At 74.9% G+C, this 25812-nt stretch carries 28 protein-coding genes; 13 read left to right on the top strand and 15 right to left on the bottom strand.

Annotation, left to right across the window (positions count from 1 at the left end):
• Positions 1 to 2: 2 nt before the first annotated feature.
• Complete coding sequence (locus tag ABZ452_RS09295; RefSeq protein ID WP_357940634.1) at positions 3 to 893, bottom strand: SDR family NAD(P)-dependent oxidoreductase; 891 nt, start codon at positions 891 to 893, stop codon at positions 3 to 5.
• 113 nt (positions 894 to 1006) lie between these two features.
• Between ABZ452_RS09295 and ABZ452_RS09290 the strand changes: the two genes are divergently transcribed.
• Positions 1007 to 1579 (top strand): DUF4190 domain-containing protein, encoded by a 573-nt coding sequence (locus ABZ452_RS09290; RefSeq protein ID WP_357940632.1) that lies wholly within the window; start codon positions 1007 to 1009, stop codon positions 1577 to 1579.
• A gap of 56 nt (positions 1580 to 1635) precedes the next feature.
• Here the strand turns inward: ABZ452_RS09290 and ABZ452_RS09285 are convergent, their stop codons facing one another.
• Complete coding sequence (locus tag ABZ452_RS09285) at positions 1636 to 2592, bottom strand: CoA ester lyase (RefSeq protein WP_357940630.1); 957 nt, start codon at positions 2590 to 2592, stop codon at positions 1636 to 1638.
• 126 nt (positions 2593 to 2718) lie between these two features.
• Between ABZ452_RS09285 and ABZ452_RS09280 the strand changes: the two genes are divergently transcribed.
• The 3 genes from ABZ452_RS09280 (at position 2719) to ABZ452_RS09270 (ending at position 5043) form a co-directional block, all read left to right on the top strand.
• The gene (locus ABZ452_RS09280; RefSeq protein WP_357940628.1) at positions 2719 to 3543 is read left to right on the top strand and encodes an SDR family NAD(P)-dependent oxidoreductase; all 825 of its coding nucleotides are present in this window, start codon (positions 2719 to 2721) and stop codon (positions 3541 to 3543) included.
• Positions 3544 to 3592: 49 nt separating this feature from the next.
• Positions 3593 to 4309 (top strand): GNAT family N-acetyltransferase, encoded by a 717-nt coding sequence (locus tag ABZ452_RS09275; RefSeq protein WP_357940626.1) that lies wholly within the window; start codon positions 3593 to 3595, stop codon positions 4307 to 4309.
• Between the two features lie 89 nt (positions 4310 to 4398).
• Positions 4399 to 5043: a hypothetical protein gene (locus tag ABZ452_RS09270; protein ID WP_357940624.1), complete on the top strand. Its 645-nt coding sequence runs from the start codon at positions 4399 to 4401 to the stop codon at positions 5041 to 5043.
• 3 nt (positions 5044 to 5046) lie between these two features.
• On the opposite strand, the gene ABZ452_RS09265 is transcribed toward ABZ452_RS09270, so the two are convergent.
• Complete coding sequence (locus ABZ452_RS09265; protein ID WP_357940622.1) at positions 5047 to 7203, bottom strand: APC family permease; 2157 nt, start codon at positions 7201 to 7203, stop codon at positions 5047 to 5049.
• Positions 7204 to 7257: 54 nt separating this feature from the next.
• A complete protein-coding gene (locus ABZ452_RS09260) occupies positions 7258 to 8214 on the bottom strand; it encodes a DMT family transporter (protein WP_357940620.1) in 957 nt (318 codons plus the stop codon).
• A 104-nt stretch (positions 8215 to 8318) separates the two neighbouring features.
• Here ABZ452_RS09260 and ABZ452_RS09255 point away from each other — a divergent pair, with 104 nt between their 5' ends.
• Positions 8319 to 9014, top strand: coding sequence for an HAD family hydrolase (locus ABZ452_RS09255; protein WP_357940618.1), 696 nt, complete (start codon positions 8319 to 8321; stop codon positions 9012 to 9014).
• Between the two features lie 52 nt (positions 9015 to 9066).
• Here the strand turns inward: ABZ452_RS09255 and ABZ452_RS09250 are convergent, their stop codons facing one another.
• Both ABZ452_RS09250 and ABZ452_RS09245 read right to left on the bottom strand, forming a co-directional pair.
• Positions 9067 to 9597: a hypothetical protein gene (locus tag ABZ452_RS09250; protein WP_357940616.1), complete on the bottom strand. Its 531-nt coding sequence runs from the start codon at positions 9595 to 9597 to the stop codon at positions 9067 to 9069.
• A gap of 56 nt (positions 9598 to 9653) precedes the next feature.
• Entirely contained in the window at positions 9654 to 10523 is an 870-nt protein-coding gene (locus ABZ452_RS09245) for a PhzF family phenazine biosynthesis protein (RefSeq protein ID WP_357940614.1), read from the bottom strand.
• Between the two features lie 33 nt (positions 10524 to 10556).
• Between ABZ452_RS09245 and ABZ452_RS09240 the strand changes: the two genes are divergently transcribed.
• The 3 genes from ABZ452_RS09240 to ABZ452_RS09230 all read left to right on the top strand — a co-directional run bounded on the left by ABZ452_RS09240 (position 10557) and on the right by ABZ452_RS09230 (position 13760).
• Complete coding sequence (locus ABZ452_RS09240; RefSeq protein WP_357940612.1) at positions 10557 to 11843, top strand: CBS domain-containing protein; 1287 nt, start codon at positions 10557 to 10559, stop codon at positions 11841 to 11843.
• Positions 11836 to 12441 carry a DUF1003 domain-containing protein gene (locus tag ABZ452_RS09235; protein ID WP_151463925.1) on the top strand — a complete coding sequence of 202 codons (606 nt, stop codon included), beginning with the start codon at positions 11836 to 11838 and terminating at the stop codon, positions 12439 to 12441. Before ABZ452_RS09240 ends, ABZ452_RS09235 begins: the two co-directional genes overlap by 8 nt.
• A gap of 170 nt (positions 12442 to 12611) precedes the next feature.
• Complete coding sequence (locus tag ABZ452_RS09230; RefSeq protein ID WP_357940609.1) at positions 12612 to 13760, top strand: Mrp/NBP35 family ATP-binding protein; 1149 nt, start codon at positions 12612 to 12614, stop codon at positions 13758 to 13760.
• Positions 13761 to 13929: 169 nt separating this feature from the next.
• On the opposite strand, the gene ABZ452_RS09225 is transcribed toward ABZ452_RS09230, so the two are convergent.
• Entirely contained in the window at positions 13930 to 14352 is a 423-nt protein-coding gene (locus tag ABZ452_RS09225; protein ID WP_357940607.1) for a preprotein translocase subunit TatB, read from the bottom strand.
• Between the two features lie 72 nt (positions 14353 to 14424).
• Complete coding sequence (locus tag ABZ452_RS09220) at positions 14425 to 15732, bottom strand: trypsin-like peptidase domain-containing protein (RefSeq protein ID WP_357941061.1); 1308 nt, start codon at positions 15730 to 15732, stop codon at positions 14425 to 14427.
• A gap of 245 nt (positions 15733 to 15977) precedes the next feature.
• On the opposite strand from ABZ452_RS09220, the gene ABZ452_RS09215 reads away from it, so the two are divergent.
• On the top strand, positions 15978 to 16589 hold the full coding sequence (locus tag ABZ452_RS09215) for an O-methyltransferase (protein WP_357941059.1): 612 nt from the start codon (positions 15978 to 15980) through the stop codon (positions 16587 to 16589).
• A gap of 13 nt (positions 16590 to 16602) precedes the next feature.
• On the opposite strand, the gene ABZ452_RS09210 is transcribed toward ABZ452_RS09215, so the two are convergent.
• A complete protein-coding gene (locus tag ABZ452_RS09210; protein WP_357940605.1) occupies positions 16603 to 18063 on the bottom strand; it encodes a leucyl aminopeptidase family protein in 1461 nt (486 codons plus the stop codon).
• A gap of 144 nt (positions 18064 to 18207) precedes the next feature.
• A complete protein-coding gene (locus tag ABZ452_RS09205; RefSeq protein WP_013283866.1) occupies positions 18208 to 18375 on the bottom strand; it encodes a DUF3117 domain-containing protein in 168 nt (55 codons plus the stop codon).
• Positions 18376 to 18565: 190 nt separating this feature from the next.
• On the opposite strand from ABZ452_RS09205, the gene ABZ452_RS09200 reads away from it, so the two are divergent.
• Together ABZ452_RS09200 and ABZ452_RS09195 are read left to right on the top strand one after the other, a co-directional pair.
• The gene (locus ABZ452_RS09200; RefSeq protein WP_357940603.1) at positions 18566 to 19384 is read left to right on the top strand and encodes a PaaX family transcriptional regulator C-terminal domain-containing protein; all 819 of its coding nucleotides are present in this window, start codon (positions 18566 to 18568) and stop codon (positions 19382 to 19384) included.
• Positions 19385 to 19388: 4 nt separating this feature from the next.
• On the top strand, positions 19389 to 20180 hold the full coding sequence (locus tag ABZ452_RS09195; RefSeq protein WP_357940601.1) for an enoyl-CoA hydratase-related protein: 792 nt from the start codon (positions 19389 to 19391) through the stop codon (positions 20178 to 20180).
• A gap of 10 nt (positions 20181 to 20190) precedes the next feature.
• Here ABZ452_RS09195 and ABZ452_RS09190 read toward each other — a convergent pair whose 3' ends face one another.
• The 4 genes from ABZ452_RS09190 to ABZ452_RS09175 are packed head-to-tail and all read right to left on the bottom strand — an operon-like array spanning position 20191 to position 22734.
• Positions 20191 to 20814 (bottom strand): hypothetical protein, encoded by a 624-nt coding sequence (locus ABZ452_RS09190; RefSeq protein WP_357940599.1) that lies wholly within the window; start codon positions 20812 to 20814, stop codon positions 20191 to 20193.
• A gap of 54 nt (positions 20815 to 20868) precedes the next feature.
• A complete protein-coding gene (locus ABZ452_RS09185; protein WP_357940597.1) occupies positions 20869 to 21453 on the bottom strand; it encodes a DNA-3-methyladenine glycosylase I in 585 nt (194 codons plus the stop codon).
• A 43-nt stretch (positions 21454 to 21496) separates the two neighbouring features.
• The gene (locus ABZ452_RS09180; RefSeq protein WP_357940595.1) at positions 21497 to 21994 is read right to left on the bottom strand and encodes an SRPBCC family protein; all 498 of its coding nucleotides are present in this window, start codon (positions 21992 to 21994) and stop codon (positions 21497 to 21499) included.
• Entirely contained in the window at positions 21991 to 22734 is a 744-nt protein-coding gene (locus ABZ452_RS09175; RefSeq protein ID WP_357940593.1) for a DivIVA domain-containing protein, read from the bottom strand. The genes ABZ452_RS09180 and ABZ452_RS09175 overlap by 4 nt, the downstream gene beginning before the upstream one ends.
• 173 nt (positions 22735 to 22907) lie before the next feature.
• Between ABZ452_RS09175 and folP the strand changes: the two genes are divergently transcribed.
• Positions 22908 to 23777, top strand: coding sequence for a dihydropteroate synthase (gene folP, locus ABZ452_RS09170; RefSeq protein ID WP_357940591.1), 870 nt, complete (start codon positions 22908 to 22910; stop codon positions 23775 to 23777).
• Positions 23778 to 23783: 6 nt separating this feature from the next.
• Here folP and ndhC read toward each other — a convergent pair whose 3' ends face one another.
• Entirely contained in the window at positions 23784 to 24161 is a 378-nt protein-coding gene (gene ndhC / locus ABZ452_RS09165) for an NADH-quinone oxidoreductase subunit A (protein ID WP_154229793.1), read from the bottom strand.
• A gap of 129 nt (positions 24162 to 24290) precedes the next feature.
• Between ndhC and ABZ452_RS09160 the strand changes: the two genes are divergently transcribed.
• Positions 24291 to 25724, top strand: coding sequence for a hypothetical protein (locus ABZ452_RS09160; protein ID WP_357940588.1), 1434 nt, complete (start codon positions 24291 to 24293; stop codon positions 25722 to 25724).
• Positions 25725 to 25812: the final 88 nt, after the last annotated feature.

Here is a 25812-nt window from a genome sequence, read left to right as displayed (position 1 = left end):
CGTCAGCGGAACTCGGCCTCCCGGACGCTGTTGCCGCCGTCGACCACCAGCATCTGCCCGGTGATGTAGGAGGCGGCCGGCGAGCAGAGGAAGGCGATCGCCGCGGCCACCTCGTCCGGCGTGCCGGGGCGGCCGACCGGGGTGCCGAGGCCCTGCTTGATCTCGACCATGGTGGACGCCGCGGTGTGGATGATGCCCGGCGCCACCGCGTTCACGGTCACCCCGTCGGCGATCATCTCCATGGCCAGCGCCCGGGTCAGCCCGACCACGCCGGCCTTCGCCGCCGCGTAGGCGGCCTCGGTGGGCAGCGCGTTGACCGGCCCGGCGGTGGCCGCCAGGTTGACGATCCGCCCCCAGCCCCGCTCGGCCATCCCGCTGATGAACGCGCGGCTGCACAGGAACGCCGTGGTCAGGTTGCGGTCGATCTCGCCGCGCCACTCGTCGTAGGTCAGCTGGGCCACCGGCCGCAGCACCTCGGGGCTGGCCCGGCTGGCCAGGCCGGCGTTGTTGACCAGCACCTCGACGTCGCCGAGCTGCTCGGCCACCGCGTCGGCCAGCGCGCCCACCTCGGACTCGTCGGTGAGGTCCGCGACGAAGCCGGTGACGCCCAGCTCGCCGGCCCGCTCGTGGATCCGCCGGGTGGTGGAGACGATCGCCACCCGGGCGCCCAGGTCGGCGAGGCGGCGCGCGGTCGCGTACCCGATGCCGTCCGGACTGCCCGCGCCGGTGACCAGCGCGACGCGGCCGTCCAGGCGCATGGTGGTCGGCTCCTCCAGGGGTGCCGGCTGGTCCTGGTCGGCGGAGCCCGTCGGGGCGCCGCCGCGGGGCCGGCGCACCAGGCCCGGCCGGCTGACGTCCCGTCGGGACCGACCACCGCGCGCGTCAAGTGCCATGCCGCGATCCTGCCCGCTGTGGACGTTCCGGGCAACGCGGCACCCGGAAAGGGGGCCCTGCGACTTGCCCGCCGGTGGCTACCCTGACCGCACCACGTCCAGGAGATGATCTGATGACCTATTCCCCACCGCCCGGTGGTTGGCACGACCCGTCGGCGGCCGGGCCACAGTCGAGCCCGCCGGTCGACCCGACGATGCCGATGGCCGGCAACCCCATCCCGACCCAGCCGACGTCGGCGGACCCGTACGCGCCCGCCGACCCGTACGCCGCGCCCGGCTACGCGCCGCCCGGCAACCCGTACGCCGCGCCCGGCTACGCGCCGCCCGGCAACCCGTACGCCGCACCCGGCTACCCGCCGGCCGGCGACCCCTACGCGGCGGCCGGCTACCCGCCGGCGGCGTACCCCGGCTACGCGCCCCCGTCCAGCAAGACGAACACCCTGGCCATCGTGGCGCTGGTGCTCTCGCTGGTCGGCTTCACCTCCTGCATCACCGCCCCGATCGGCGCGATCATGGGCCACGTCGCCCGGAAGCAGATCCGGCAGACCGGCGAGCAGGGCGAGGGCATGGCGAAGGCGGCCATCATCGTGGGCTGGATCCTCACCGCCCTGCTGGTGCTGCTGATCATCTTCTACGTCGTGATGATCATCATTGCCATCAACTCGGACAGCTCCAGCACCTACTGACGCGGACGGGCCGCCCCGGTCGGCCGGGGCGGCCCGTCGCGGTCAACGGCTCGCGGTCACTCCGACGGCGGGGTGAACGACGTGGTGCGGCTCATCCCGGCGGCCCGGCCCTTGGCCGCGATCACCAGCGCCATCTTGCGGGACGCCTCGTCGATCATCTCGTCGCCGAGCATCACGGCGCCGAGCTTCCCGCCCGCCTCCGAGGTGTAGAAGTCGTACGCGTCGAGGATCAGCTCGGCGTGGTCGTAGTCGGCCTGGGCCGGGGAGTAGACCTCGTTGGCCGCGTCGATCTGGCCCGGGTGCAGCACCCACTTGCCGTCGAAGCCCAGCGCCGCCGAGCGCTTCGCCACCTCGCGGAACGCGTCGGTGTCCCGGATCTGCAGGAACGGGCCGTCGATGGCCTGCTTGTCGTGCATCCGGGCGGCCATCAGGATCCGCATGAGGATGTAGTGGTAGGGGTCGCCCGGGTAGTCCGGGATCAGCGCGCCGACCACCAGCGACTTCATGTTGATCGAGGCCATGAAGTCGGCCGGGCCGAAGATGATCGTCTCGACCCGGGGCGAGGCGGCGGCGATCGCGTCGACGTTGACCAGGCCGGCCGCGTTCTCGATCTGCGCCTCGATGCCGATCCGGCCGACCTCCAGGCCCAGGGTCTTCTCGATCTGGGTGAGCAGCAGATCCAGCCAGTGCACCTGCTCGGCGTTCTGCACCTTCGGCAGCATGATGCAGTCCAGGTTGGCCCCCGCGCCCTCGACCACCTCGATGACGTCCCGGTAGGTCCACGGCGTGGTCAGGTCGTTCACCCGGACCACGCGGGTCTTGCCGGCCCAGTCGCCCTCGTTCAGGGCGGCGACGATGTTCTTGCGGGCGTCCGGCTTCGCCAGCGGGGCGACCGCGTCCTCCAGGTCGAGGAAGACCTGGTCGGCCGGCAGGCCCTGGGCCTTGCCGAGCATCTTGACGCTGGAGCCGGGTACCGCGAGGCAGGACCGGCGGGGGCGACCGACTGCGGCCATGGGTGCGCTCCTTCCAGCGTCCGGCGGGCACGCCGACGCCTCCAGGTGAAAGACGAGAACTTAACGATCCCAAAGGGCGTTGTGACGCCACGGTAACCTCGTGCCGTGACCGGGGTGAATGGACCTGTGGAAGATCTCACTGAGCGTCGGACCGTGGTGGTGACCGGCGCCAGCTCGGGCATCGGCCTCGCCGCCGCGGTCGACCTGGCGCGACGCGGTGACCGCGTGGTACTGGTCGGCCGGGATCCGGCCCGGCTGCGCGCCGCCGGGGAACGCGTCCGCGAGTGCTGCGGCGAGCAACCCGAACTGTTCCGCGCGGACTTCGCTGTGCTGGACGACGTGCGCGGGCTCGCCGAGCGGCTGCGCGCCGCGTACGACCGGATCGACGTGCTGGCCAACAACGCCGGGGCGATCGTGCTCCAGCCCATCACCACGGTCGACGGCTTCGAGCTGAGCATGCAGGCCAACCACCTCGCGCCGTTCCTGCTCAGCAACCTGCTGCGGGACCGGGTCGGCCGGATGGTGGTGACCGCCTCGGGCGCGCACCGCAGCGGCGCGCTCGACCCCGACGACCTCAACGCCGCGCTGCGCCGGTACCGGCCGATGCGCGCGTACGGCACCAGCAAGCAGGCGAACATCCTGTTCACCGCCGAGGCGGCCCGGCGCTGGCCGCGGGTGCCGGCGCACTCGTTCCACCCGGGCGTGGTGCGGACCCGGTTCGGCAACGAGAGCCGGCTGGTCGCCCTCGGCATGCGGCTGCTCCCGTTCCGCAGCCCCGAGCGGGGGGCGGAGACCCTGGTCTGGCTGGCCAACCAGGACCCGGCCCGGCTGGTCGACGGCGGCTACTACGCCGACCGGCGGCTGCGCCGGCCGCTGCCCAAGGCGGCCGACCCGGCGCTCGCCGCCCGGCTCTGGACGGCCAGCGCCAAGGCCGTCGGGATCGACGCCTGAACCGTTTCCGGGTGCCCCCACCGGGCGGGTCGCTGCCATACTCCGCCGCATGACCGAGCACGAGGGAGCGACCCTGCACGTCGGGGGCGCGGACGCCGAGCTGGCCGCCCGGATCGACCGGGAGCTGACCGCCTTCAACAACGCCGAAACCGGCGCCACCGACGAGGCCGACCTGACGGTCCGCGTGGTCGACGCCGGCGGCGAACTGGTGGCCGGGCTGACCGGGTGGACCTGGGGCGGCCGGGCCGGGATCAACACCGTCTGGGTGCGGGCGGACCGCCGCCGCGAGGGTTGGGGCGGCCGGCTGCTGCGCGCCGCCGAGGAGGAGGCCCGGCGGCGCGGCTGCACCGAGATCTCGGTGGCCTCGTTCTCCTTCCAGGCGCCGGACTTCTACCGCCGCCACGGCTACACCGACACCGGCATCCGGGACGGCATCCCGGGCGGCCACGTCGACCACCAGTTTTGGAAGCCGCTCGACACGGACCCGGCCGGAGTCCTCCGGGTGGTCGCCCTGGTCGACCTGAGCGCCGGCCCCGAGGCCGGCCGCCGGTACGAGGACGCGGTGCTCGCCCTGCTCGGGCGGCACGGCGGGCGGCTGGAGCGCCGGCTGCGCACCGGGGACGGGAAGACCGAGGTGCACGTGATCCGCTTCGCGGCGCGGGCCGGCTACGACGCCTTCCTGGTCGACCCCGAGCGGGTCGCGCTGCGAGCCGCACTCGGCGACGCCGCCCCCACCACCCAGGTCCTCGACGTCCACGACGTCTGACCCGACTTCCCTCTTCCCCCTCACCTCATCACGGGCGGCCGGCGGGAACAAGACTTGATCTTGCAGCCGACCACGCGCAGGGTCGAGGCATGGACTTCGATCCCCTCGCCACCGCGCGCCGGGCCCTGTGGATCGGTGGCGCCCAGTGGGCCGGCAAGACGACCCTCGCCGTCACCCTCGCGTTGCGGCACGGCCTGACCGCGTACCTCTACGACCGGCACGACGCCCGTGGCCACGAGGACCGGCGGGTGGCCGACCGGGTCCGCCGCGGCGATCCGCCCGCCGGTCCCGAGCCGGACGCGGTCTGGGTGGACCCCGACCCGGAGCGGATGGCGGCCGAGACACTGGCCGCGTTTCCACGCCGGTTCGCCTGGGTGCTGGACGACCTCAGCGCGCTGGTCAGCGGCCGCCGGGTGGTGGCCGAGGGTTGGGGGCTGCGACCGGAGCTGGTCGCCCCGGTCGTCGAGTCGACCGGACAGATGGTGGTGCTCGTGCCGACGCCGGAGTTCCGCGCGTACCAGATGACGCGGCTGCCCCGGGCGACCGCGCGCCACCCCGGGGTGCGCGACCCGGAACGGGCCTGGCGCAACCGGATCGCCCGCGACGAACTGGTCGCGGCCGACGCCGTGGCCCAGGCCCGGGGCCTGGGGATCCGGGTGGTCGAGGTGGACGGGAGCCGGGACGCGGAGACGGTCGCCGCGCTGGTGGCCGACCACTTCGCGGCGTACCTCTGACGCTCACTCGGCGAGGTGGACCGGGACGGTGGTGACCACCACGCCGGGCAGGGCCCGCAGGGCGGCGCGGAGCCGCTGCTCGGCGCGGCTGTGCAGCGGGCGGTGCCAGCGGCGGCGGAGCACCACCTCCGGCACGATCACCGTCAGGGTCAGCTCGGGCCGGGTGGTGTGCAGCGCCTCCAGGTAGTGCGCGAGCGGCCCGATCACCGCCCGGTACGGCGACACGATCGTCTCCAGCCGCAGGTGGTCGCCCCAGGCCCGCCACTGCTCACGGAACCGGTCCGCCTCGCTCTCCTCCGGGGCGATGTGCACGGCCAGCGTCGGCTGGCCCAGCGACGCCGCGTACGCCAGGGCGCGCAGCGACGCCCGGTTCAGCCGGGCCACCGGCACGACGACCAGGTGGCGTACCTCCTGGGGCAGTTCCTCGCCCTCGGCGGACCCGGCGGGTCCGGGCGGCGCGGTCACGGGCGGGTGCAGCGCCAGCGCCCGGTGCAGCGTGGCGTAGTGGCGGTGGATCCGCTGGAAGAGCAGCACCAGCAGCGGCACCGCGACCACGACCACCCAGGCGCCCTCGGTGAACTTCGACACGGCGGCCGTCAGCAGCACCAGCCCGGACAGGATGGCGCCGACGGCGTTGACCGCCAGGCGCCGGCGCCAGCCCCGCCCCCGGCGGCGCCGCCAGTGCACCACCATGCCGGCCTGGGACAGGGTGAAGGCGAGGAAGACGCCGACCGCGTAGAGCGGGATCAGCGACGCGGTGTTGCCCCGGAAGGCGACGAGGATGAGCCCCGCGGCGAGCGCCAGCGCGACCAGGCCGTTGCTGAACGCCAGCCGGTCTCCCATGTGCAGGAACCGGCGGGGCACATGGCCGTCCCGGGCCATGAAGAAGAGCAGCCGGGGGAAGTCGTTGAACGCGGTATTCGCCGCCAGCAGCAGAATCAGCGCCGTGGTGGCCTGGAGGATCGCGTACCAGGGGCCGGGCGGGAAGGTCACCCGACCGAGCTGGGACAGCAGCGTCTCGCCCGGCCTCGGCACCAGGCCGTCGAGGTGGACCAACCCGACCAGGCCGGCGAAGAGCACGACCAGCATGGCGACCATCCAGCCCAGCGTGGTGCGGGCGTTGCGCCATTCGACGCGGCGGAACGCGGGCACCGCGTTCGAGACCGCCTCGATGCCGGTCATCGACACCGCGCCGGAGGAGAACGCGCGCAGCACCAGCAGCAGGCCCAACCCCTCGGCGGCCGGCACCGCCGGCGACGGCACCGGCGCGAAGCCCCGGCCCGCCGCCCGCGCGTAGCCGACCACCAGCAGCGCCACGACCGCCACCACGAAGGCGTACGTGGGCAGCACGAAGATGTTCCCGGCGGTGCGTACGCCGCGCAGGTTGCCGGCGAGGACCACGGCGATCACCAGCACGCCGAGCGGCACCGTGGCCGGGGCCATCGCCGGCAGCGCCGAGGTGACCGCGTGCACGCCAGCCGACACCGACACGGACACGGTCAGCACGTAGTCGAGCATCAGCCCGGCCGCCGCCGCCAGCCCGGGGGTGCGCCCCAGGTTGTCCCCGGCCACGATGTACGACCCGGCTCCGTGCGGGTACGCCGGGATGGTCTGCCGGTAGGACACCCCGACCGCGATCATCAGCACCATCAGCAGGGCGGCCAGCGGCAGGGAGAGCCCGAGCGCGGCGCTGCCGGCCAGCAACAGCACGCCGAGCATCGCCTCCGGCCCGTACGCCACCGAGCTGAGCAGGTCGGAGGAGAGCACGGGCAGGGCGACCAGCTTGCGCATCCGCTCGTAGAGCACGGAGGCGCTGGAGATCGGCGGGCCGAACAGCGTCCGGCGGGTCCGGGAGAGCAGCCGGCCGGCCCGCGAGCCGGGCACGCGGGCCGGCTCGCGGGCGAGCAGTTCGTCCGGCTCCTCGACGGTGAACATCTCGATCGGCGCCAGCCGGCCGAACCGGGTCGGCCGCGGCGACCGCCCGCTCCGACCGAGCGTCGGGTCGATGGGCAGGTCGTCGGGACGGCGCGGCTCCCGCCAGCGTTCCCCGATCCGGCCCAGGGCTGCCCGCTCGTCGTGGCCGAGCGGCGGGAACTCGGCCGACGGGGTGACGACCGTCCCCCGCTCGGCCTCATCGCCGCCTTCCCCTGCCGCTTTCACCCCCCGCACTTTCACCGAAACCGGTCCGGCGGGGAGCACTTTCCGCGAAAGCCGTCACTCGATCAGCGGTGCGGGGTCGGCGGGGACCGCCACCGGAACGGCGCGGCGGCCGGCCCGCGCCCCGCCGAGGATGACGACGGCCACGCCGGCCAGCAGCAGGGCCAGCCCGGGCAGGGCGAGCGGGCGGGGCAACTGGCCCAGCCAGACCCCGGCGATCAGCGCCGCGCCCGGCGCCTCCAGCAGGATGAGCACGCTGATCGTGGTGGCGGAGACCCGGTGCAGGGCGTAGTTGAACATCGAGTGGCCGAGGAGCTGGGCGCCGGCCACCAGGCCGAGGATGGCGAGCCAGGTGCCGCCGTCGTAGCCGTGCAGGCGCACCCCGCCGGCCAGGCAGACCACCAGCAGGATCGCCGCGCAGACGCCGTAGCAGATGGTGGTGTAGGTGGTGGTGCTGATGCTGGCCCGGGCCCGCTCGCCGAAGGCGGTGTAGACCGCGGCGAACATGCCGCCCGCGACGGCCAGCAGGTCACCGGCGAAGGCCCGGCCGGAGACGCCGAAGTCGGCCCCGGTGGCCAGCACCGCGCCGAGCACGGCGACCGCGATGCCGGCCCAGACCGCCCCCGGCAGCCGCCGCCCCTGCCAGCGGGCGATCAGGCCCTGCCAGACCGGCTGGGTGGCGCCCAGCGCGGTGGCGGCCGCCACGGAGGTGAGCTGCGCGCTCGGCATCCAGGTGGCGAAGTGGGCGGCCAGCGCCACCCCGGAGAGTACGCAGTAGAGCCCCTCCCGCCGGCCCGCGCCGACGGTCAGCGCCCGGAACTCGGCCCGCCGCCGGGTCACCGAGACGGGGCCGAGCACGGCCAGCGAGAGCACGTTCCGCCAGAAGGCGATGGCGAGGGCCGGGGCGGCGGCGAACGCGACCAGCGGCGCGGAGGACGAGACGGCGGTGACGGCCAGCGCGAGCGCGCCGACGGTCAGCGCGTCGAGCGGCGGGCGGTGTGGGGCGTGGGGCACGGAGAGCAATACTCACACGCCGCCGGACACCACGGACGGTCAGCACTCCGTTACGATCATGCGCGTCCCGGCGATCCCCCCTCGACGTCCGGAGCCGTTCCCCCATGCCCAGATACCAGGCGGTGCTGTTCGACTTCTTCGGCACGCTGACCCGCTGCGTCCAGCGCGGGTCCGCTCACCGGACCATCGCCGAGCTGCTCGGCTGCTCGGCCGACACCCTGATCGAGGTCCTCGACCGCAGCTACTACCAGCGCGCCAGCGGGCGGTTCGGCAACGCCGAGGCGACCCTGCGCTGGGTCTGCGGGCAGGCCGGCGTGCACCCCTCCGACGAGGCGGTACGCGCCGCCGTCGCCTCCCGGCACCGGGCGGTGCGCGCCGACACCCGGCTGCGCGCCGAGGCGGTGCCGGTGCTGGCCGCGTTGCGCGGGCAGGGCGTCCGCACCGGCCTGATCAGCGACTGCACGCACGAGCTGCCGGCGTTCCTGCCCCAGCTGGCGGTCGCCCCGCTGCTCGACGTCCGGGTCTTCTCGGTGCAGGTCGGCCGCTGCAAGCCCGACGCGGCGCTCTACCTGACCGCCTGCCACCGGCTCCACCTCGCCCCGGCCGACTGCCTCTACGTCGGCGACGGCGGCAGCCAGGAACTCACCGGCGCCGAGCGGGCCGGCATGACCGCCGTCCGGCTGGCCGCCCCGGACCTCGCCCGTCACATGGTCTTCAACGCCGACCACGGCTGGGACGGCCCGGCGCTGACCTCGCTCACCGAGGTGCTCGACCTGCTCGACCCGGTCGCCGTCGGCTGAGCGGCGTCCACCCGGCCGCGCAGCACGTCCAGGGCGGACGGGCCGGGGCGGCTCAGCGCCGGCGGACCTTGTGCAGCCGGAAGGGCTTGCGGGTGGCCCGCACCGCCGTCGTCTCCCGGGGCTGCTCGGCGAGCGAGCCGGCCGGCAGGTCGGCGCCGGCCACGGCGGTGCCCGCCGGGCTCAGCCGCTGCAACGCGCACCCCTCGGCCGCCCAGCGGGCCACCAGGTCGGCGGAGGGGCCCGGGGCGTTCAGCCGCTTGGCGGCGACCAGCGGCGCGGCCGTCTCCCACTCCTCGCTGCCCGGCCGCAGCCGGGTCACCCGGGCCGGCCAGGTCACGATCCGGCCGCCGTGGTCGCCGCGCAGGGTCACCTCGGCCGTGCCCGCGTCGGCCAGCCCGGGAGCGGACTGCTCGCCCGGGCCGCTCACCACCAGCAGCGCGCCCTCGAGCGGAAGGCACCAGAGGCCGTACGCCGGACCGCCGTCGACGCTGACCCAGCAGACGGCCGCCTTCTTCATCGCCTCGTCCACCAGCGGTGCGGCGGTCCGCTCGACCTCGTCGCTCACTCCGGCATCCTCCCCCATCCCGGCCCGGCCGGGGACGTTCCCAGCGGCACGCTACCGCGCCGCGACCCGCCGCCTCAGCCCACGAAGGGCGGGACGGCGATCTCGCCCCGGGCCACCGGCATGACGTGGCCGGCGACGGTCGCGCCGACCGCCACCCCGCCGGCCGCGGTCACCGTGCAGGCCAGCGCGGACGGCCGGTTGATCTCGATGCCCTGGCGGACCGCGTACTCGGAGCGGCCCTCGCCGGGCAGCAGCCCGCTGGCCACCAGCCAGACGCCCAGGCCCAGGGCGGCCGAGCCGGTCGCCGGGTCCTCCGGCACGCCGAGGCCCGGCACGAAGACGCGCGCGTGCGCGGTTTGCGAGTCGGCGTCCCAGGAGAAGACGCTGACGTGCTCCACGCCGTACCGCTCCGCCGCCGCCGCGTTCACCTTGGCGCGGGCCACCGCGTCCGGGCGTACCGGAAGGTAGGGGAATTCCAGCCCGCAGCCGGCGACCCGGGGGGCCGGGCCGGCGTGGTCGGCGGCGGAGAGGCCGGCCATCTCCAGCAGCGGCTCCGGGTCGAGCTCGGGCCCGAGGGTCGGGGTGCCCCCGGTGAGCGTCGCCCCGGTGGGGGTGACCTCGATCGGCAGCACCCCGGCGCCGCACTCCTGGGTGACCCTGCCCACATCGAACATGCCGCGTCGGCTCGCGGTCACGGCGGCGCCCACGCTGGGATGCCCGGCGAACGGCAGTTCCTCGGCCGGGGTGAAGATCCGCGCCCGGTACGTCGCTCCGACCTGCGTGGGCGGCAGCACGAACACCGTTTCCGACAGGTTGAACTCCACCGCGAGGGCCTGCATCTGCTCGGTGGCGAGCCCCTCCGCGCCGAACACCACGGCCAGCGGGTTGCCGGCGAACGGGCGATCCGTGAAGACGTCCACGATCTCGTAGGCCAAGGTCGACATGTTGATAAACACTAGGCCCTTAGGCTGGTGCCCGTGAGCACGCCGAACCGGGTCTACATCGCTCGACTCGCCGGAGTCGCCGTCTTCGACCCGAACGGCGACCAGGTGGGCCGGATCCGCGACGCCGTGGCCCGGATGCGGCCGACCCAACGGCCGCCCGAGGTGGTGGGGCTGGTGGCCGAGATGCCGATGCGGCGGCGCATCTTCCTGTCCATCAACCGGATCACCTCCATCGACCCGGACGCCGTGGTGCTGGGCAGCGGCACCCTCAACCTGCGCCGGTTCGAGAAGCGCCCGAACGAGCTGCTGGTGCTCCAGGAGCTGCTGGACCGGCGGGTCCAGCTGGACACCGGGCAGGCCGGCTCGGTGGTCGACGTGGCCATGGAGCGCAGCCGCGGCGGCGAGTGGGCGCTGACCCGGGTCGCCGTCCGCGAGCAGACCAGCCGGCTCGCCCGCCGCGGCCACCTGCACCAGGTGGAGTGGGACCGGGTGCGCGGCCTGGGCGGCCTCGCCGACAGCCGGGGTACGGCCAACCTGCTCGCCGTGCTGGAGGACATGCGCCCGGCCGACCTGGCCAACGCCCTCCAGGACCTGCCCGACGCCCGGCGCAACGAGGTGGCCGCCGCGCTGGACGACGAGCGCCTCGCCGACGTGCTCGGCGAGCTGCCCGAGCACGACCAGGTGGAGATCCTGGCCGCGCTGGACCGGGAACGCGCCGCGGACGTGCTGGAGGAGATGGACCCGGACGACGCCGCCGACCTGCTCAACGAGCTGCCCCCGCCGGAACAGGACGTGCTGCTCGACCTCATGGAGCCGGACGAGGCCACCCCGGTCCGCCAGCTGCTGCGCTACGCCTCCGGCACGGCCGGCAGCGTGATGACCTCCGAGCCGGTGATCCTGCCGCCGGATGCCACGGTGGCCGAGGCGCTGGCCCGGATCCGCGAGCCGCAGCTCTCCCCCGCCGTGGCCGCGCAGGTCTTCGTCACCCGCGCCCCGCTCACCACGCCGACCGGGCGCTACCTGGGCATGGTCCACTTCCAGGCGCTGCTCCGGGAGCCCCCGGCCGACCTGCTCGGCGGGGTCGTCGTCAACGACATCGACCCGCTGCGGCCCACCACCCCGCTGCCCGAGATAACCCGCCGGATGGCCACGTACGACCTGGTCGCCATGCCGGTGGTGGACCGCACCATGCGGCTGGTCGGCGCGGTGACCGTGGACGACGTGCTGGACCACTCGCTGCCGCGCGACTGGCGGGACCGGGACGCCATGACCGGCGCGCCGGTCGACGACGACGCGCCGCTGGACGGCGACCATGGCTGACCAGCGACGAGAGCGGCTGGACCAGCCCCGGGCGCCCCGGGGCCTCCGGCTGCCGCGGATCGACGCGGAGACCTTCGGCCGCTGGTCGGAGGGGATCGCCCGGGGCATGGGCACCGCGAACTTCATCGTCTACATGACGCTGGTGATCGCCGCCTGGTTCGCGTGGAACACCCTGGCTCCGGCGAACCTGCGCTTCGACCCGTACACCTTCACGTTCCTGACCCTGGTGCTCTCCCTCCAGGCCTCGTACGCGGCCCCGCTGATCCTGCTCGCGCAGAACCGGCAGGCCGACCGGGACCGGATCGCGCTGGAGGAGGACCGGCGGCGGGCCACCATGCAGAAGGCCGACACGGAATACCTGGCCCGGGAGATCGCCGCGCTGCGCATCGCCCTGGGCGAGGTGGCGACCAGGGACTTCCTCCGCTCCGAGCTGACCCGGCTGGCCGAGGAGCTGGACGAGGCGGCCGAGCGGCGGCGGAAGCTGGAACGCCGACAGCAGGAGCGGGAGGCCCGGCGGCAGGCCGGCGGGGAGCCGCTCGACGAGCCCCGCGACGACCTCGACGGCGACTTCGCCCGCGACGGGCGGTTCGAGGGCTGAGCCCGGAACGTATTGAACGCCGCGCGCCTCAAGGGGCCAGGCGAGCGGCGTTCGGTTCGATCGTCCCACTTCTCGGCACGGCCCGTCCACCCCTCGGGCGGCCATCGATTCGCTCACACCGGCCCCCGCCAGCGGCGGACGCCGATGACCACCGACGTAGCATTGCGGACATGTCAGCACCCGTCAGCACCATCTCCGACGCGATCCAGGCGGCCCTGGCCACCGTCAACGACCCGGAGATCCGTCGGCCGATCACCGAGCTGGGCATGGTCCGTTCCGCCGAGGTCGGCGACGACGGCGTGGTCCGGGTCGAGCTGCTGCTCACCGTGGCCGGCTGCCCGCTGAAGGACAAGCTGCGTAGCGACATCACGGCCGCCGTCGGGGCGGTGCCCGGCGTGACCGGCGTCGAGATCGAGTTCGGTGTGATGAGCCCGGAGCAGCGCCAGGAGCTCCAGTCGAAGCTGCGCGGCGGGGGGGCCACCGCCGAGCCGGTCATCCCGTTCGCCCAGCCCGGCTCCCGCACCCGCGTCTACGCGGTCGCCAGCGGCAAGGGCGGCGTCGGCAAGTCCAGCGTCACGGTCAACCTGGCGGCCGCTCTGGCCGCCCGCGGCCTCTCGGTCGGCGTGGTGGACGCCGACATCTACGGCCACTCGGTGCCCCGGATGCTCGGCGCCGACGGCGCGCCCACCCGGGTCGAGGACATGATCATGCCGCCGCAGTCGCACGGCGTGAAGGTCATCTCGATCGGCATGTTCACCCCGGGCAACGCGGCCGTCGTCTGGCGCGGCCCGATGCTGCACCGGGCGCTGCAGCAGTTCCTCGCCGACGTCTACTGGGGCGACCTGGACGTCCTCCTGCTCGACCTGCCCCCGGGCACCGGTGACATCGCGATCTCGGTGGCCCAGCTCCTGCCGAACGCCGAGATCCTGGTCGTCACCACCCCGCAGGCGGCCGCCGCCGAGGTGGCCGAGCGGGCCGGCGCCATCGCGCTGCAGACCCACCAGCGGGTGGTCGGCGTGATCGAGAACATGTCCTGGCTGGAGCTGCCGGACGGCTCCCGGATGGAGGTCTTCGGGGCCGGTGGCGGCGAGGCCGTCGCCGAGTCGCTGACCCGGACCATCGGCGCGCAGGTGCCGGTGCTGGGGCAGATCCCGATGGACACCCGGGTGCGCGAGGGCGGCGACGCCGGCAACCCGATCGTGCTGGCCGAGCCGGACGCCCCGGCCGCCCGGGCGCTCGTCCAGGTCGCCGACCGGCTCGCGGTGCGCCGCGAGTCCCTGCTCGGCAAGCCCCTGGGCCTGAAGCCCACCGGTCGCTGACCGCTCCTCCCGCCCTCCCCGCACCGACCCTCCCCGGCCCCGCCGCGGAGGGTCGGTTCCGTTGATCATGAAGTTGTTGTCACGCGCCTCGGCGTGTCAGGACAACAACTTCATGATCAACGGGCTGGGGCGGGGAGCCCCCGGGGGGGGGGTGGGGTGGGAGGTGGGGTCAGGTGGCGTCGTCGTAGGACGGGCGGGGGGCTGGTGCCGTCGTGCCGCCGGTGGCGGTGGCCGGGCGGGTGCCGTTGGTGCGCAGGTCGGCCGCCTTGGCCACGTCCTTCAGGTCCTCGTGCACGCCGGTGACGTCCGAGCGGATGTTGTCGTACATGCTCTGCAGCGGCTTCCGGAGGGCCTGCTCGTCCTCCTCGCTGAGCAGGTGCTTCCGGATGAACGCCTTCGGGTGCAGGTCCTCCAGCTGGATGTCCGTGCCCAGCTCGCGGCTCAGGTCGCCGGTGGCGTTCCGCGCCATGTTGCGCAGGTTGCGGACCATCCGGAGGCCGTCGTTGATCACCGTGGGCAGCCGGTCCCCGAAGATCAACAGTGCCAGGAGCAGCAGGGCGCCGATCTCCCACCAGTTCAGGTTCTCGAACACTCGGCCTCCTCGTGGCGCGTCAGGGCAAGACTACGCACGTCAGGTGACCGGACGGGAGGGGGTGAGGGGACCTCACTTGGCGTCTGCGGCGAGCGTCACCGAGGCGTTCTGCCGGCTGGACCCGCGCCTGTACTCGACCGTCACCACCGAACCGGGGGCGTACTTGCGGACCAGGGCCACCAGGTCCGTCGGGTCGTTCATCGGGTGCCGGTCCAGCCGGAGCACCACGTCCCCGGTACGCAGACCGGCCGCCGCCGCCGGACCGGCCGGCTCGACGTTGTTGAGGCGTACGCCGCCGCCGCTCACACCGGTGCCGCCGACCTGGGCGCCGATCACCGTACGCCGGGCCTTGCCGGTGCCGATGATGTCCTCGGTGACCCGCTTCGCCTGGTTGATCGGGATGGCGAAGGCGAGCCCGATGTTGCCGGCCTCCTGCCCGTCGGCCACCAGGGACTTGATCGTCGAGTTCACCCCGACCACCCGGCCGGCGCCGTCGACCAGCGGGCCGCCGGAGTTGCCGTGGTTGACCGCCGCGTCGGTCTGGATGGCCGCGTAGTAGCGGGTCGGCCCGCCCGGCTCGCCGGCCATCATGGTGCGGTCCAGGGCGCTCACGATGCCGGCGGTGACCGTGTTGGCCAGGGAGAGCGGCGAGCCGACGGCGAGCACCGGGTCGCCGACGGCGAGCGCGTCGGAGTCGCCGAACTCGACCGGCTTCAGCCCGGTGCGGGTCACCTTGATCACCGCGATGTCCGACTCCGGATCCTGCCCGACGACGGTGCCCGGGGCGGTGCTGCCGTCGTTGAAGACCACCGTGGCCTTGCCGGGCCCGCCCGCGACCACGTGGTCGTTGGTGACGATGTGCCCGTCGGCGCTCACCACGAAGCCGGAGCCCTCGCTGGTGCCGCCGAGGCTGGCCACCCGGACGGTGACCACGCTGGGCAGCACCTTCTCGGCGACCCCGGCCAGTGAGTCGGGCTTGCGCTGGGCGAGCGCCGGGGCCTGCCCGGACTGCGCTCCCAGCGTCGGCACCGCACCGCCGGTGCGCAGGAACGCGTAGGTCAGGGCGCTGCCGAGCGAGCCGGCGAGCAGGGCCGTGATCAGCGAGACCAGCACCACCTGGCGCAGGCCCGGCCGCCTCGGCGCGTCGGGGTCGGTCACCGGCTCCGGCTCACTGCTCCCGGGGAGCGGCGCGGCCGGGACCACCACGGCAGCGGGCGCGTACGGGTCGCGCCAGGGGTCGGCGAGCGCGTCGGACCACCAGGGCGAGGTGCCGCCCCCGGCGCCCTGCGGTGGCTGCCCCGGCGGCGGCCCTCCCGCCGGTGCCGTGCCCCCGCCGGGCTGGCGCCAGTCCCAGCCGTCGGTCACGTCGGTGCCTCCCAGTCCGTCCCCCAGGCCCCGACGGGCGGTCGGCGGAGCCGGCCGTGCCGCACGGGACTCCGTCCAGGATTGCACGGATGCCCCGAGCGGAGTCAGGGGTTGCCGCGCGTGATCGTCTGAGGGCCGACTCGCGGCTGCGCGTGTCGAGGCGCGCCTCTAGGCTCTCAGTGCCAACCGACCCCTCGCACCAGTCCGCCCGGAGGTGTCCCATCGCCACGGTCGCCGGCTCCGGCAACTCGACCGCCCAGGTGCTCCAGTTCGCCGAGTCGTACGTCACCGAGGATCTCGTGCTGCGGACGGCCCGCGCCCTCGCCCACGAGGTGGGCGTGGACGCGGTGACGCCGGGCGCCGGGGCCGCGCTGCGCCTGCTCGCCGCCGCCGGGAACGCCCGGGCGGTGGTGGAGATCGGCACCGGCACCGGGGTGAGCGGTGTCTGGCTGCTCCGCGGCATGCGCCCCGACGGGGTGCTCACCACCATCGACGTGGAGGTCGAGCACCAGCGCATCGCCCGGCGGCTGTTCCAGGAGGCGGGTTTCGCGTCGGGGCGTACCCGGATCATCACCGGCCGCGCCCTCGACGTGCTGCCACGGCTCGCGGACGGCGCCTACGACCTGGTCTTCGTCGACGCCGAGGCGACCGGCTTCGCCGCCTGCGTGGACGCCGCCCTGCGGCTGCTGCGCCCCGGCGGGGTGCTCGCGCTCAACGGAGCCCTGGCCGGGGGCCGGATCGGTGACCCGGCCGCCCGCGACATGGAGACCGTCACCGTGCGGGAGACGATCAAGGCGATCCGCGAGTCGGAGCACTGGGTGCCGGCGCTCCTGCCCGTCGGGCACGGCCTGCTCGCCGCCGTGAAGGGCTGACCACCGCGCCCGGTCAGCCCAGCGTGGCCAGCCAGCGCAGCAACCCGCGGACGCCCCAGCCGGTGGCGCCCTTGACCAGCTCGCCGTGCACGTCGTCCGACCAGGAGGGCGCGGACATGTCCATGTGCACCCAGCGGTCGCGCAGGTCGCCGGTGAACTCGCGGAGGAAGAGCGCGGCCACCACCGAGCCGGCGCCCCGGCTCGGTGAGCTGTGCAGGTCGGCGATGTCGCTGCCCAGGTACTCGACGTAGTCGTCGGCGAGCGGCATCCGCCAGGCCCGCTCGCCGGCCGCCGCGATCGCGCCCAGCAGGTCGGCGGCGAGTTCGTCGTTCTCGCTGTAGAGGGCGGCGTGCCGCTTGCCCAGCGCCACCGCGTTCGCCCCGGTCAGGGTGGCTAGGTCGACCATCAGGTCGGGCTTCAGCTCACGGACGGCGTACGCCATGGCGTCGGCGAGGACCAGCCGGCCCTCGGCGTCGGAGTTGGTGCTCTCGCTGGTCAGGCCCCCGTAGTGGCGGACGATGTCGCCGGGGCGGAACGCCGAGCCGCTGACCATGTTCTCGGCGAGCGGGGCCAGCGTGGTGACCCGCACCGGCAGGTCCAGCGCGGCGGCGCCCAGGGTGGCGGCGACCACCGCGGCGGCCCCGGCCATGTCCTTGCGCATGAGCTTCATGGCCGGCACCGGCTTGATCGAGATGCCGCCGGTGTCGAAGGTGATCCCCTTGCCCACCAGCACCACGTGGGTACGCGCGCCGGCCGGCCGCCAGTCCAGCTCGACCAGGCGGGGGCCGCTGGCCGAGCCGCCGCCGACGGCCAGGATGCCGCCGAAACCCTCGGCGTCCAGTTCCTCCGGCCCGCGCACCCGCAGGTGCAGGTCGGCGCGGCCGGACGCGGCGGAGGCCACCTGGGCGGCGAACCACTCCGGGTTCTTGGTGGAGGAGGGGGTGTTGGTCAGGTCCCGGGCCAGGCGGGTCATCTCGGCGGTGGTCCGGGCTGCGGCCAGGGTCGGCGCGAGCGCCTCCGGGTCGCCGACCACGAGGTCCACCTCGGCCAGCGCGGGCGTGCCGCCGGCCTGGGTGAGCCGGTAGCGGTAGGAGCCGAGCAGCAGCCCCTCGGCCAGGCCGCGCAGCGCGTCGGTGGCCTCGTCCGGCAGCATGATGGTGATGTGCGTCTCATCCTTGGCGGCCCGGGCGAGCGCCGCGCCGGCGACCCGCCAGCCGCGCTCGTCGCCGTCGCCGACGCCGAGCAGCCAGAGCCGGGCCGGGGTGCCGCCGGGACGCAGCTGCTCCCGCACCTCACCGGCGGCGCCGGTGAGCCGGGCGGCGGGAAGCAGCGCCGCCGCCTCGGCCCGGACGTCGTCGCCGGGCGGGACGGCGGTGGGAACCAGCGCGGCCGGCGCGTCCGGCCCTTCGGGACGAACGGGCAGGACAAGGGTGTCGGGCCGCGTGGGCCCGCTCACCAGACGAATGGCCAGCACGCTGGACCGTACCTCCGAAACTGCTCGAAGCGGGACACTTTGCCGCTCACCGGGCGAGGAAGGCCCTGAGCCACCGGCTCTGCCGGTGGCTCAGGGTAGGGCGAACCGTTCGCACGACGGACGTCGCGCGAACCGCTCCCCGCATCAGCCGGCAGCCGCCTTCAGCGCGTCACCCAGCGCGGTGGCCTCGTCGGGAGTCATCTCGACGACGAGCCGGCCACCACCCTCCAGCGGGACCCGCATGACGATGCCCCGGCCCTCCTTGGTGACCTCCAGCGGACCGTCGCCCGTCCGCGGCTTCATCGCCGCCATGTTGTCTCCCCTCAGACCTACACCAGGGTCGGTGGGTTGCCCCACAGCCACTTCGTCATGACCACCCGCAACCGTCGCGGGGGCGTCGACCAACGATTTTCCCTGATGAACACCGCCGGACCCAAACCGAAGCAGCATTGATGTAACAGCATCTAGCTTATCTTGGATAGGCCTGTCACAATGTGCGGTCATGCAGGCACGGTCGGCACTCTTCGACCTGTACGGCGACCACCTCCGGGCGAGGGGTGGCCGCGCACCGGTCGCCGCCCTGGTCAAGCTGCTGGCACCGCTCGGGATCGCCCCGCCGGCGGTCCGCACCGCGGTCTCCCGGATGGTCCGTCAGGGCTGGCTCGAACCGCTCCGGCTCGCCTCCGGGCCCGGATATTCGATCACACCGAAGGCGGCCCGAAGACTGGACGAGGCGGGCGCCCGGATCTACCGCACGGGGCGGCACGCCTGGGACGGACGGTTCGACCTCCTGGTGCTGGACGCGCCCGCGTCCCGCCGGGACCGGCAGCGGCTCGCCGCCAACCTCACCTTCCTCGGCTACGGCACGCTGGACGACTGCACCTGGGTGGCGACCCGGCCGGGCGAGGACGTCGACGTCCTGCTCGCCGAGGCCGGGGTGCGTTTCGAGCGGTTCACCGCCGCGCACGCCTCCGGCACCCCCGGCGCCATGGGGGTGGTCCGCCGCGCCTGGGACCTGGCCGAGATCGGCCGCGCGTACGAGCGGTTCGTCGCCGAGCAGAAGCCGTTGCTCACCGGGGTCACCGTGCGCAGCAGCGACGAGGAGGCGTACGCGGCCCGGTTCCGGCTCGTGCACGCGTGGCGTACCTTCCTGTTCCGGGACCCGCAGCTACCGCCCGCGCTGCTTCCCGAGCGCTGGCCGGGCAGCAGCGCCGCCAGTTTCTTCGACCGGCACGCGGCCCGGCTCCGGCCGGCCGCCGACCGGTACGTCGAGCAGTGCCTCGACGCCAGCAACCGCCTCGCCCGACAGAAGGGTCGTTAGAGACGTGACCGAGCCCCTGCTCGTCGACCGCACCGACGCCGTCGTCACCCTGACCTTGAACCGCCCGACGGCGATGAACTCGCTCGACGTGGCGCTCAAGGAGGCGCTGCGGGACACCCTGGCCGAGCTGGAGGCCGACCGGTCCTGCCGGGCGGTCGTGCTGGCCGGCGCGGGCGGCTCGTTCAGCGCCGGGCAGGACCTGCGGGAGCACGTGCAGACGCTGGAGTCCGCCGACGCCGACCCGCTGGGCACCGTGCGGGCCCACTACAACCCGATCGCCGCCCGGCTGGCCAACCTGCCCAAGCCGGTGATCGCCGCGGTCCGGGGCATGGCCGCCGGGGCCGGCGCCTCGCTGGCGTTCCTCGCCGACTTCCGCGTCGGCGGCCCCAAGACCCGGTTCCTGATGGCCTTCGCCGGCGTCGGGCTGGCCGCCGACACCGGCGCCTCCTGGACGCTGCCCCGGCTGGTCGGCCACGCCAAGGCCGTCGAGCTGCTGATGCTCGCCGAGCCGGTGGGCGCCGAGGACGCCTGCCGGCTGGGCCTGCTCACCCGGCTCGTGGACGACGACGAGCAGGTGCTCCCGGCCGCGCAGGAGCTGGCCGCCCGGCTCGCCGCCGGCCCGACCGTCGCGTACGGGGCCATCAAGCGGCAGCTCTCCATCGCCGACGCCGGCACCCTGGCCGACGCGCTGGCCGCCGAGGCTCAGGCCCAGGCGATCTGCGGCGCCACCGCCGACCACCGGGCCGCCACCATGGCCTTCGTGAACAAGCAGAAGCCGGTCTTCGAGGGCCGCTGACCGGCGCGGGTCAGTCGTCCTCCTCGGGATCCTGGTTGGCCTCGGCGCCGAGCACGAACGCCTGCATGGCCAGCTCGTCACCGGCCGGCGAGACGAAGGCGGGCAGCTCGCGCGGGCCCAGCTCCTGCACGTAGGCCCAGAAGAGCCGGACCGCCTCGGCGGGCGAGGCCGCCTCGATCGGCAGGTCGAGGCTGACCAGCCAGGAGCGGCGGGCCGGCGGCGGGCCGATCCGGTCGGCCAACTCACGGAAACGGCCCGGGTCGAGCCCGGTGACCGGCCCGCCGGGGGCCAGGCCGCCGACCGGCACCGGCTCGTCCAGCACCCGCCGGGTGTACGTGACCACGAGCACCCCGGGACCGGCCTCGGACTGCGGGTCGTCCGGGTCCTCCCGGGTCTCCGCCGTGGCCGGTGCGACCCGGCCGAGCGCCACCAGCCGCAGCGGTTCGTCGACCAGCACCGCCACCGGGTCGCCGGGCCGGGGCCCCGCGGCCTGATCGAGCCCGGTCAGCTCCAGCGTGTCGTGGTGCACCAGCCGCTCGGCCTCGTAGCGCTCGGCGGGCAGCAGCACCGCCCAGGCACCCGGGGCCGCGCCGCCCTCGATCGTCCCGCTCGTCCGCGGCTCGGTGTCGGTCATGTCCCAATCCCATCACGCCGGAGCGGGCCCGGTCCCGCCGCGTCCGCCGCCGGGTCAGGCCTCCGGACGGCCGCGGGCCGCGTGGCAGCCGGCGAGGTGGTCGTCGACCATGCCGGTGGCCTGCATCAGCGCGTAGGCCGTGGTCGGGCCCACGAAGCGGAAGCCGCTCTTCTTGAGCGCCTTGGCCATCGCGGTCGACTCCGGGGTCAGCGCCGGCACCTCGGCGAACGACCGCGGCCGGGCCGCCCGCGGCGGCGGCGCGTAGGACCAGAGCAGCGCCGAGAGGCCGTCGGGCAGCGCCAGGGCCGCCCGGGCGTTGGCGATGGCCGCCTCGACCTTGGCCCGGTTGCGGACGATCCCCGCGTCGGCCAGCAGGCGGGCCACGTCGGCCTCGCCGTAGCCGGCGACCTTGTCGATGCGGAACTCGTCGAAGGCGAGCCGGAACGCGGGCCGCTTGCGCAGGATGGTCAGCCAGGACAGGCCGGACTGGAACGCCTCCAGAGTCAGCCGCTCGTAGAGCGCGTCGTCGCCGCGCAGCGGCCGGCCCCACTCCTCGTCGTGGTAGACGGCGTAGTCCGGGGTGCTCGCCCCCCAGGCGCAGCGGGGCAGTCCGTCGGCGCCGGTCACCAGGTCAGTCACGCCGTACACGGTAGGCCAGCCCACCGACAGCGGGCGGCGACAGTCAGGGCAGCCGGCCCTGCTCGACCAGCCGGGCGAACTTCTTCAACGCCTGGGTCAGGCTGAACTTCGAGCCGGGCCAGAGCACCGGCCAGGCCACCCGGCCGGCCGGCCCGCCCGGCAGGTGGAACCACTCGTGCCAGACCACCTGGGTCCGGTCCCGTTCCATGGGGGTGCAGCGCAGCACACCGGGCCCGCGGAGCAGCTTGCCGCAGTGCACCACACCGACCTCGTACGGCGCGTCCACCCGGACCACCCGCATCTCGTCGCGGAGCACGGCCGGGCCGAGCGTCGTGACCGCCTCGACCAGGCTCCCCTCGCCGCCGTCCCCCTCGACGACCCGGACCGTGGTGAGCGGAATCCAGTCGGACTGCCGCTCCCAGGAGGTCAGCGCCGCGAAGACGCGCTCGGCCGGCGCTTCGACGATCACCGACGCGGTGACCTCGGCGGCCCCGGGCTGCGCCGCCTCGGCGAAGCCGGCGCCACCGCCCGCGCCGGTCACGCGGACTCCGAGCGGACGACGGGCCCGCGCTCCCGGTCGGAGTCGGTGCCGGCCTCGGCGGTCAGGCCGTTGCCGTGGGTGGCCTCGGCGGCCGGGGCGGCGTCGCGGGTGGCCTCCGCGGCGGGGTCGCGGTCGGTCGGGGTGGCGGTGGGGTCGGCGGGCGGCCGGAGGCCGACCTCGGGCGGGGTCGCCACCGGGGTCGCCACCGGCGCGACGGGGGCCGGCCCACCGGTGGCCGGCACGGGGGCGGCGGACGGCAGCGTGGCCACGTCCTCGACGGCGGCGGCGGCCGGGGCCTCCGCCACGCCGGCCTCGGCGGAGACCGGCTCGGCGCCCGCGGCGGCCGGCGGCGGGGTGGGGGCCTCGGCCTCGGAACCGGTCGCGGCGGCCTCCGCGCGGGCCCGGCGCAGCGCGTCGGCCTCCTCGGTCCGGCCCTCGCGGAGGGCGGCGTTCTCGGCCTCCAGGACGCCGATCAGCTCGGTCTTGTAGCCGATGTCGTAGGCGGCCCGGCGCATCGCCGCGTCGACCTGCGCCATCCGGTAGCCGCGCAGCGCGGTGTCGAAGCGCACCTCGGCGACGTCCGACTCGTCCAGCGGGCGGCTGCCCGGCAGGGGCACGGCCCGGCCGTCCGGCTCGGCGGGCGCCAGGCCCGGATCCCGCCCGGAGACCAGCACCGTCACCCCGAACACCACCGCCGCCACGGTCAGCGCGACGACCAAGAGGAGCAGAACCTCACCCATGGGGAGATCGTGGCATGCGGGCGGGGATCGGGCGAGCCCTCCGCCGCCTCCGATCGGAATCGCCGGCGCCCGGCTCCTGCGCGCGGGAGGGGACGGTGACGCCGCGCGGCCCGGGCCGGGCGGGACCGGATAGCGTCGGGAGCGACCAGTGGAAGATCGGCGAGGAGGCGGGCATGACCGGGGCGCTGCGGCTCGGCGGGCGGACCTTCTCCCCCGGCGACCTCGTCGTGATGGCGATCGTCAACCGCACGCCGGACTCGTTCTTCGACCGGGGCGCCACCTTCGCCCAGGACAGCGCGCTGCGCGCCGTCGAGCGGGCGGTGACCGAGGGCGCGGAGATCATCGACATCGGCGGGGTGAAGGCCGGGCCGGGTGACGAGGTCGACGTCTCCGAGGAGATCCGCCGCACGGTGGACACCATCGCCGCGGTCCGGGCCGCCTTCCCGGACGTGGTCATCTCGATCGACACCTGGCGCGCCGAGGTCGCCGTGGAGGCGGTGGCGGCCGGCGCCGACCTGCTCAACGACACCTGGTCGGGGGCGGATCCCGCGCTGGCCCGGGTCGCCGCGGCGACCGGCGCCGGGCTGGTCTGCTCGCACGCCGGTGGGCTCGCCCCGCGGACCCGGCCGCACCGGGCCGCCTTCGACGACGTGGTGGCCGACGTGGTCGGGACGGTCACCGGCCTGGCCGAGCGGGCGGCGGGCCTCGGCGTACGGCGGGACGGGATCCTGATCGACCCGGCGCACGACTTCGGCAAGAACACCCGGCACTCGTTGGAGATCACCCGGCGGCTCGGCGAGCTGGCGGCCACCGGCTGGCCGCTGCTGGTGGCCCTGTCGAACAAGGACTTCATCGGCGAGACGCTGGACCTGCCGGTGCCCGACCGGCTGGAGGGCACCCTGGCGGCCACCGCCGTCTCGGCCTGGCTCGGCGCCCGGGTGTTCCGCGCCCACCAGGTCCGCGAGACCCGCCGGGTGCTGGACATGGTGGCGTCGATCCGAGGGGACCGGCCACCGGCCCTGACCCGGCGCGGGCTGGCCTGACCGGGGTCAGGTCCAGCGGAGGATGTTCCGGCGCCAGGCGTAGAGGATGCCGAGCGCCACCACGGCGACGAAGACGCCCATCTCCACCACGGTGGTCACGCCGAACCCGGGCCGGTCGAAGACCAGCGCCCAGGGGAAGAGGAAGACCGCCTCCACGGCGAAGAGCACGTACAGGTAGGCGTAGACGTAGTAGCGGATCTGCATCTGCGCCCAGTCGCCGCCGACGGGGTCGAGACCGCACTCATAGGTGGCCCGCTTGCCCCACGGATCAGCCGGACGGCCAGGACGTAACACCCGATTGGCCGAGAACGCCGTAACGAAGAAGAGCACGGCGGCAAGGAGCAGGAGACCGAGCGTGGCGTACGAGCCGAGGTAACCGGTCACGGTCGGGAGCCTACCGGGCGGGCCGTCGGGCCGCCTCGAACCCGTTACGGATTTGTTTCCTCGCGGTACTAGTGCACCAAGGCAACTGTTGCCAAATAATGAGAGCTCACTGAGCGTCACGGAGGACAGATGCCCCGCCCCCGCGTACGGCCTGCTCGGCGCGCCGCGCTCAGAGGCACCCCCGCGCTGCTCGTGCCCGCGCTGCTCGCCGGGATCGTGGCGGCCGTCGCGGTGGGGCCGGCCTGGGCGGCGACCTCGCCGACCGTGACCGCCGCGGTCCGGGCGGCCGATCCGGGCGACCCGGGAGAGCCGGGCGGCGAGCCCGGCGATCCGACCGAGGCCACGCCCACCGTGACCCCCACGACGACGGAGCCGGCGCCCACCAGCCCGCCACCGACGGAGGAGGTGCCGCCGACCACGCCGGCGGCACCGACCAGCACCCCGCCGGCGCCGACGACCACGGCCCCGGAACCGGCGCCCACCACCACGGCGCCCACCACCACGCCGCCGCCCCCGCCGGCCGGGCCGCCGCCCGTTGTCGCCCCGCCCCCGCCGGGCCAGCCGGCGGGCAGCCCGCTCGGCGTGCGGGTCACCACCGACGACGTCGTGCTGACCCCCGCCTACTGGAACGCGGACAGCACGGTGACCACGCTGCGGGTGACGGTGACCAACACCGGTGGCCGGCCGGAGCTGATCCGCCTCGGCTACACCCTGCCGCCCGGGCTCACCGACGCCGGCACCCCGGGCTGCGCCTCGGCCGGCGGCGGCAGCCACCGCTGCGGCGGGTGGGCCACCGCCCCGGGGGACCGGTTCCGCGCCGCCATCCGCGTCCGGGTCGCCGGCACGGCCTGGCGGTCCATGCCGCTGAGCGGGTCGGTCCAGGTCACCGCCACCGCGCCCGGGGTGGCCGGCACGGCCGGCGACGACGAGGGCTTCGCCGTCCTCTTCCCGCCCGGGCCGCCGGTGCCCGGCATCTCGCTCCGCGCCGACGAGGTGCTCTTCGACATCAGCGGCGCGCCGAGCACCCTGGGCGTACGCCTCGGCAACACCGGCAAGGTCGACGCCTCCGGCCGGGTCGACGTGGTCCTCCCCGCGGGGGTGACGGTCACCGATCCGCCGGCCGGCTGCGCCGCGGCGGGCCCCGACCGGACCCGGTGCGAGCTGGGCACCGTCCCCGCCGGCCGGACCGTCGACCTGCGCCTGCCGGTGACCGCCTCGGCGGAGGCCCAGCGCCGGGCCCCGCTGGCCGGCGCCGCCGTCGGGCGGCTGGACCCGCGCAGCGGGCGCGACCGGCAGGTGCAGATGAGCTTCCGGATCACCGCCGCGGCCGCGGTGGCCACCCCGGCGGTCGTGACGCCCGCCCCGACCGGTTCGCAGGGCGTGGTGGCCGCCGCCGCACCGGCCGCCGACGACGGCGCCACCTCGATGCACGGGACGGCGGTGGCCCTCATCGGCGTCTCCGGCCTGCTGGTGGTGCTCGCGCTGGCCCTGGCGACCACCTCGCTGCGCCGCCGTACGGGAGCCGCCACCCCGGAGCCGGTCGCCCGCCCCGCCGAGGAGTGAGTTGCGGATGCGTCCGGCTGGTTGCGGTGATCTGAATTACGGGCCGCGGTACTAAACACCGCAAAGCCGGGCATACACCGGCCCGATC

It is taken from the genome of Micromonospora sp. NPDC005707, assembly GCF_040631005.1.
Classification (GTDB): domain Bacteria; phylum Actinomycetota; class Actinomycetes; order Mycobacteriales; family Micromonosporaceae; genus Micromonospora.
This window is presented reverse-complemented; position numbering and strand designations above follow the sequence as displayed.

Excerpts from the sequence above, each read along its gene's own strand:
- ABZ452_RS09250 (WP_357940616.1), bottom strand. The coding sequence starts at position 9,597 with ATGGGGGAGGATGCCGGAGTGAGCGACGAGGTCGAGCGGACCGCCGCA.
- ABZ452_RS09190 (WP_357940599.1), bottom strand. The coding sequence starts at position 20,814 with ATGACCGACACCGAGCCGCGGACGAGCGGGACGATCGAGGGCGGCGCG.
- ABZ452_RS09235 (WP_151463925.1), top strand. The coding sequence starts at position 11,836 with ATGGCTGACCAGCGACGAGAGCGGCTGGACCAGCCCCGGGCGCCCCGG.
- ABZ452_RS09295 (WP_357940634.1), bottom strand. The coding sequence starts at position 893 with ATGGCACTTGACGCGCGCGGTGGTCGGTCCCGACGGGACGTCAGCCGG.
- ABZ452_RS09285 (WP_357940630.1), bottom strand. The coding sequence starts at position 2,592 with ATGGCCGCAGTCGGTCGCCCCCGCCGGTCCTGCCTCGCGGTACCCGGC.
- ABZ452_RS09270 (WP_357940624.1), top strand. The coding sequence starts at position 4,399 with ATGGACTTCGATCCCCTCGCCACCGCGCGCCGGGCCCTGTGGATCGGT.
- ABZ452_RS09205 (WP_013283866.1), bottom strand. The coding sequence starts at position 18,375 with ATGGCGGCGATGAAGCCGCGGACGGGCGACGGTCCGCTGGAGGTCACC.
- ABZ452_RS09200 (WP_357940603.1), top strand. The coding sequence starts at position 18,566 with ATGCAGGCACGGTCGGCACTCTTCGACCTGTACGGCGACCACCTCCGG.
- ABZ452_RS09160 (WP_357940588.1), top strand. The coding sequence starts at position 24,291 with ATGCCCCGCCCCCGCGTACGGCCTGCTCGGCGCGCCGCGCTCAGAGGC.
- ABZ452_RS09245 (WP_357940614.1), bottom strand. The coding sequence starts at position 10,523 with ATGTCGACCTTGGCCTACGAGATCGTGGACGTCTTCACGGATCGCCCG.
- ABZ452_RS09230 (WP_357940609.1), top strand. The coding sequence starts at position 12,612 with ATGTCAGCACCCGTCAGCACCATCTCCGACGCGATCCAGGCGGCCCTG.
- ABZ452_RS09255 (WP_357940618.1), top strand. The coding sequence starts at position 8,319 with ATGCCCAGATACCAGGCGGTGCTGTTCGACTTCTTCGGCACGCTGACC.
- ABZ452_RS09290 (WP_357940632.1), top strand. The coding sequence starts at position 1,007 with ATGACCTATTCCCCACCGCCCGGTGGTTGGCACGACCCGTCGGCGGCC.
- ABZ452_RS09175 (WP_357940593.1), bottom strand. The coding sequence starts at position 22,734 with ATGGGTGAGGTTCTGCTCCTCTTGGTCGTCGCGCTGACCGTGGCGGCG.
- folP (WP_357940591.1), top strand. The coding sequence starts at position 22,908 with ATGACCGGGGCGCTGCGGCTCGGCGGGCGGACCTTCTCCCCCGGCGAC.
- ABZ452_RS09275 (WP_357940626.1), top strand. The coding sequence starts at position 3,593 with ATGACCGAGCACGAGGGAGCGACCCTGCACGTCGGGGGCGCGGACGCC.